This is a genomic window from Acidiplasma cupricumulans (assembly GCF_001402935.1).
GTDB lineage: Archaea > Thermoplasmatota > Thermoplasmata > Thermoplasmatales > Thermoplasmataceae > Acidiplasma > Acidiplasma aeolicum.
In genome coordinates this window covers 1-5,825 of record NZ_LKBH01000036.1, presented here as the reverse complement: position 1 = coordinate 5,825, position 5,825 = coordinate 1, and the positions used below count along the sequence as shown (strand labels likewise).

4 protein-coding genes are annotated in these 5,825 nt (G+C 33.3%); 1 reads left to right on the top strand and 3 read right to left on the bottom strand.

From position 1 onward, the window contains the following. The first annotated feature begins 287 nt into the window (after positions 1-287). The gene (locus AOG55_RS01470; protein WP_162216743.1) at positions 288-1,106 is read left to right on the top strand and encodes a glycosyltransferase family 2 protein; all 819 of its coding nucleotides are present in this window, start codon (positions 288-290) and stop codon (positions 1,104-1,106) included. A gap of 230 nt (positions 1,107-1,336) precedes the next feature. Here the strand turns inward: AOG55_RS01470 and argS are convergent, their stop codons facing one another. The 3 genes from argS to AOG55_RS01455 all read right to left on the bottom strand — a co-directional run bounded on the left by argS (position 1,337) and on the right by AOG55_RS01455 (position 5,778). Next, entirely contained in the window at positions 1,337-2,971 is a 1,635-nt protein-coding gene (gene argS / locus AOG55_RS01465) for an arginine--tRNA ligase (protein WP_048101865.1), read from the bottom strand. 63 nt (positions 2,972-3,034) lie between these two features. Beyond that, the gene (locus AOG55_RS01460) at positions 3,035-3,871 is read right to left on the bottom strand and encodes an Mrp/NBP35 family ATP-binding protein (RefSeq protein ID WP_048101866.1); all 837 of its coding nucleotides are present in this window, start codon (positions 3,869-3,871) and stop codon (positions 3,035-3,037) included. Between the two features lie 86 nt (positions 3,872-3,957). Beyond that, a complete protein-coding gene (locus AOG55_RS01455; RefSeq protein WP_055032309.1) occupies positions 3,958-5,778 on the bottom strand; it encodes a glycoside hydrolase family 15 protein in 1,821 nt (606 codons plus the stop codon). Positions 5,779-5,825: the final 47 nt, after the last annotated feature.

Here is a 5,825-nt window from a genome sequence, read left to right as displayed (position 1 = left end):
TTTAGTTCTAAAAATGTTTCAAAAAATATTATTTGTTGAATATTTGTATTTAAATTCCAGAAATTCATAATAAACTCGGTGGCTTTCTTTCTGGTATATTGATTTGTAATATATTACTAATATGTGGTAAACAGGAAAGATGATTTTAAAAGGTGGTTTAAATGATTTTTCTGATTTTGTTTATATTAAATGCTTTTATTTGCGCTTTGATGTTTCCTTCTGCAATTATTTTGCCATACTTATTAATAAAAAACTACAATTCCTGGAATCACAGCCTCGGTAATCCTGTGAATGGAAGGAATGTAATTATATTAATAACCACAAAGGGTGAGGCACAGGAAGTCGTGGCTAATATTATAAAAACATTAAAATCATATTCAATAAACACGAGGATTATAGTATTAACTGAATACTATGATTTATATAGATACGATGCTGAGATTCTAAGGGTACCTGCCGACTATAAAACAAAGAATGGTAGTAAAAACAAACAAAGAGCATTACAGTATTATTCTGAATGGCTATTAAAAAATAATATAGGATCAAATACATATACACTTCATATAGATGATGATAATATTCCTGATGAATTGTATATTAAAAATGTCATGGCAATGCCATTTGATGCTGGCCAAGGAACAATAAGATTGCGTGAATATAAAAACTGTATTATTTCGACCATAGCAAATTTTCAGAGAGTTACGTTTACAGATGCATTGCTTATTTATGCAAACAAAAAGTTCAAACCACTTTCAGTAGGGGGAGAAGGTTTAACAATAAGGGCCGATATAGAGGCAAAATTGGGGTGGGACTTTGGACCAATAGCAGCTGAGGACCTTTTGATGGGCCAAAGGATACATTTTGAGGGATATAAATATGGATATATACCCGGTATAATATATATAGCCCCTGCATTAAATTTAAAGGATTTTTATGCACGGAGAGGACGGTGGATCCACCATTTTTTTGTAAGCCGTAAATGTATATTTAATATGAATTCGACCGCTGTTATATTATTCTCATATCTTTATGATTTTATGTGGGTGCCATTTGTCGGTATTATTTTATGGTTTTTTGATTTTTATTTTAAATTCCATTTTCCATAAATAATGTTGATTATTTTAACCTATGAATTAATTATGGGAGTTTTAATTTCATTTTATGGTGCCTTCCAGCACAGTTGTAAACTTTTAAAAATTTATACACTTTTGTTGCAGATTCCCCTAACCTTCTTTGTTACCATTCCAGTATTTTATTATTTAATAACCAGGAAAAAATTGGGTGAAACAGATTATACAATTAAAAAGGTTTGATCTTTATAATTTAATTTATAATTTTAAATTTCATCAAGAAGCTTTATGCCTATAAGCTTTGAGGCATCCTCCATAATGTTTTTGTACACCATTATAAGCAGAATTCTTTTTGACTCTTCAGGGGTGTTTATAACAGGACAGTTTAAGTAAAATTCATTAAATGCCTTTGATAAATTCAAAAGATAATTGGCGATTATATCGGGCCTTAAGAATTCGACAGCGCTTTTTAATGAATATGGATATGAATACATTACCCTGATTAAATCCTTCTCATATTTATTATAATCGTTACCCAGCTCTCCCCCTGATTTTGATGATTTTCTAAGAACACTGCACGCCCTTGCATATGAATACATTATATAAGGTGCTGAATCCCCCTCAAAATTTAATGCCTCAGACCATTTAAATACTATTGGCTTGTTGGCATTTACACGTACAATATTAAATCTTATTGATGATGCGGCTATGGCCTCACTCACATTTTTTATTAAATTTTCATCATAATCCGGCCTCTTTTCCTTTATAATTTTTACAGATTCCTCAATGGTTTTTTCATAAAGATCGTCAAGTGTGACTATTCTCCCCTTTCTTGTTGACATCTTCCCATTTTCAAGTGATACGAATCCATAAAAAACAAAGTCTATTTTAGACTGAAAATCAAAAAATGTTTTTAAAACATATTCAAGATTTTTTGCATGATCCTTGTGGTCCTCGCCAAGAACATCAACAAGCCAGTCAAAATTTTCCTGCTTAAATAGATGATAAACAATATCGCGGGAAAAATATAATGATGTACCGTCAGCCCTTGTAAGGAATATTTTTTTATCACCAATCTCAATGTATTTTGCACTCCCCTCACTTTTTAGATTTTCAGATATTGATTCAAGCATTTTATTAACGTCACCGTATAATATAAAGTTTGATTCCCATACATATGTTGATATTTCAATACCTATCTTTTTAAGTGATGATTTTACAGAATCCAGAACAATTGATGCGACGTGCTGTATATTATCTATTAATTCCTTATCCCCCTTTTCGTATCTTTCCGCAAGTGCCTCTATTTCATTTTCTATAGATTTATTGGTCTCCATTTCGCGGTAAATTCTCTGGTATCCATCAAGAAGGTTCTGCAGATCCGGTTTCTCATTTTTATGATACTTTACATGCCCAAGATAAAGAGATATTACCTGCTTTCCAGAATCGTTAACAAAATACTGTGTGCATGACCTGTAGCCGTACCTCTCAAGAATTTTATATATGGAGTCACCAATAATTGAGTTTCTAATCCTACCGACATGTATTGGACCGGTTGGATTGGCACTTGTATGCTCTATTAAAACCTTGGACGTATCCTGAAATGTATTTGGAAAATATCCAAAGTCTTTAATGGAATTATATATTATACCAAGCATATTTTCAGGCCTTATAAAAAAATTTATGTAATTCCCCTGTAAATCTATTCTTTCGATAAAATCCTCAGAAAGATTTTCCTTTATTTTTTTTAATATAATTTTCGGGTCTTCCTTTAATTTGAATATTTTAAGTGTAAAATCACCATAATCCCTGCCAAGTTCAACATCGTTCTGTGATATATCTGGATATAATTCCCTTAACCTTTTTAGTATTATTTCCTTATAATCATCAAATATTAGCATGAGCACATAATATAATGAACGTAATTATATTTTTTTATAAAAAATAATTTAATTTTTTATCATTTAATCATTCTTTAGATTTTTCAGAAGATTTTCTGATACCTTTTTAAAAAACTCCATTAATTTTTCATTTTTTGATACTGCGGGAATTCCTGCATCGGAATCCTCAACTATTTCGGGCATCAATGGTATATTTCCAAGATATGGGATATTATATTCCTGTGCTATTTTTTCAGCCCCACCCTTCTTAAATATGTCAGTTTCGTAACCACAGTGTGGGCATATAAATCCACTCATATTTTCAACTATTCCAAGTATTGGTATGTTAACCTTCCTTGCGAAATTTATGGCCTTTTTTGCATCCAGTAACGCAACATCCTGTGGTGTAATCACTATTATTATACCATCTGCATTTGGTATCATCTGGCATATGCTTAAAGGTTCATCACCTGTTCCTGGAGGCAGGTCTATTACAAGGAGATCCCTTCCATCCCATTTAACGTCCTCAAGGAACTGCTGCAGTGCCTTGTGCCTTATGGAGCCCCTCCATATAACAGGTGTGTCAAATGTTGGAAGGGTCATTGCCATTGATATCACATTTACACCATATTTCGTCTCAACCGGAAGTATTTTCCCGTTTTCATCTCCATAGATCTTTTCATTTTCAATGCCAAGTATTTTTGCATCATCAGGTCCGCTTATGTCGGCATCAAGCAATCCAACCTTTAAACCCTGAGATGCGAGGGTCACGGCAAGGTTTGTGGAAAAAGTTGATTTGCCAACACCCCCCTTACCGCTCATAACAAGTATGGTATGCTTAACGTTATACTTAAGGGATTTTCCCGGTGGGCCTATCTGTGGTCTTGGGGGCGGCTCATTGATTTTTATATTTCCTGTCATAGATTAGTATATATTTTTTTTATATTTAATGCTAATTTAATTATTAAAAAAATGTGATATTTAATAATGAAGCGTGGTTATATTTATCAGTCTTTAAGTGCTGAATTAAGGCGTGCAATGGCCCTAATCACACCCAGGTGTGTAATTGCCTGTGGGAAATTGCCAAGCAGGCTGCCGGTTTTGGGATTTATCTCTTCAGAAAATAAATAAAGATGGTTTGATTTTGATAAAAGCGTTTCAAGAACTTTTTTTGCATGCTCGGTCCTGCCCATTAAAATAAGATCTTCCACATACCAGAAGCTTAGCAATAAAAATGGATTATCCATTGATTTTAAACCATCGTCCTTATTATATCTTAAAAACAGGTAGTTTGGGGTCATTAAATTTGATTCTATGCACCTGATTGTATTTATAACACGTTTATCCTTTATATTAAGGAAATCCATTAAAGGAAGTCTTAGAAGTGATGCATCAATATTTTTGGAGTCATAGGACTGGACAAAGCACTCCATTTCATTGTTATAACCATTTTTTAATATATCCTCCTTTATTTCTTTCTCCACCTTTCTCCATGTTTCATATGGTGCAGAGTATCCGAGTTTTTTGCCCATTAAAATTGCCCTGTGAAATGCAGACCATGAGATTAATTTGGAATAAACATAATGTTTGGGTTCTGTTCTAAATTCCCATATGCTTGAATCAGGGTACTTCCATATTACCTCAAGCTTTTCAAGAATGCCAAGAACAAAGTCCCATAACTGTGTGGTTATTACTCCATCTGCAAGTGAAAAGTGGTAAATAGCATTTATTATTGAGCCATACTGATCCAGCTGAAACTGGCCAGATGCCTTATTGCCTATCCTTACAGGCCTTGAGTTTCTGTAGCCAGAATAATCAAGTACTTTTTCCTTTAATATGGATTCGTCATTAATTTCATAAATTGTTTTAATTGCCTTCTGCTTATTTATTTTATACATGATATCATAGATAAATTTTGTGGCCTCACCGTTTAAACCAATTAAGGATAGGGCCTCTATAACATAGGCAGTATCCCTAATCCAGGTAAATCTGTAATCCCAGTTTCGGTCACCACCAATTGATTCGGGCAGGCTTGTTGTTGGTGCTGCCACCATCATGCCTGTTGGGTCATAAAATAGACCCTTTAGTGTGAGTGCCGATCTTAAGACATATTTGCCATATATTCCCTCATAATTTAACTTATTTGACCATGCTTTCCAGTACTTTCTTGTTTCGTTTAACCGTTCTATTGATTTGTATTCTAAAATATTATTTATATGCGTTATGCCTGTGGAAACAACAATCCAGTTATAGCCAGTTCTTTTCATCTGGAAGGTTCCGTATATTGTATCCCCATCCTGCCTAAAATTAAAATTGCTTGACACCCCAACTGTCTTATTTAATGATCTAAATATATATCCGTTTTTATTATGCTCCACCGATGGTTTAATTTTACCGTAATTAAAACTGGGTTTAATTTTAATCGTGATTTTAATATTATCCTCAAATGGTTCAATAAATCTGTGTATTTCCGGCATGTTTATTGTTGCATACTCTGATGCGGGAAGAAAATCAGTTATTCTTACTATTATTCCATTTTCATCATAAAATTCTGTTACCAATATATTTGTGAGCTCCTCATAATACTGATTCACCATCAATCCAGAACGATTCGGTCTGATGGAAAAATACCCACCACGGTCTGCATCAAGTATTGAATCGAAGAGTGGTTCTGAATCAAAATTTGGCAGGCATGCCCAGTCAATGGTACCATCCATGCCAACCAGTGCAGCGGTTTTATTATTAAAAATTACTCCATGATTCTCTATTTTTATATAATTTTCAGAATAAACATCTTCGATCTTTTTAAGACGCCCATAAATTTCCATTGTGTATGTCTATTTGAAGCGTATATTTATATTTTTAATACGGATAT

What these genes read in the sequence shown, in the direction of transcription:
- AOG55_RS01460 (WP_048101866.1), bottom strand. Translation starts at nt 3,871, where the DNA reads ATGACAGGAAATATAAAAATCAATGAGCCGCCCCCAAGACCACAGATA.
- AOG55_RS01455 (WP_055032309.1), bottom strand. Translation starts at nt 5,778, where the DNA reads ATGGAAATTTATGGGCGTCTTAAAAAGATCGAAGATGTTTATTCTGAA.
- argS (WP_048101865.1), bottom strand. Translation starts at nt 2,971, where the DNA reads ATGCTAATATTTGATGATTATAAGGAAATAATACTAAAAAGGTTAAGG.